General features: G+C 61.4%; 1 pseudogene. It reads left to right on the plus strand.

Annotated features, from left to right (window positions below):
* Window positions 1–41 precede the first annotated feature (41 nt).
* Window positions 42–456: pseudogene (locus tag RNC47_RS36755) on the plus strand (class 1b ribonucleoside-diphosphate reductase subunit alpha); the annotation flags it as partial.

Genomic DNA, 456 nt, shown 5'->3' on the forward strand with positions numbered 1-456 from the left:
ACTCGGCCCTGCAGCTGTCCAAGCGCGGCGGCGGAGTTGCCTTGCTGCTGACCAATATTCGTGAGCACGGCGCGCCGATCAAGAACATCGAGAACCAGAGCTCGGGCGTCATCCCGATCATGAAGCTGCTGGAGGATTCGTTCTCCTACGCCAACCAGCTCGGTGCCCGCCAGGGTGCCGGCGCGGTGTACCTGCATGCGCACCACCCCGACATCTACCGGTTCCTCGACACCAAGCGAGAGAACGCCGACGAGAAGATCCGCATCAAGACGCTCTCGCTGGGCGTGGTGATCCCGGACATCACCTTCGAGCTGGCCAAGAAGAACGAGGACATGTACCTCTTCTCGCCATACGACGTCGAGAAGGTCTACGGCGTGCCGTTCGCCGACATCTCGGTGACCGAGAAGTACCACGAGATGGTCAACGACGGCCGGATCCGCAAGACCAAGATCAAGG

This window comes from Streptomyces millisiae (assembly GCF_031845425.1).
In the GTDB taxonomy this organism is placed as follows: Bacteria; Actinomycetota; Actinomycetes; order Streptomycetales; family Streptomycetaceae; genus Streptomyces; species Streptomyces millisiae.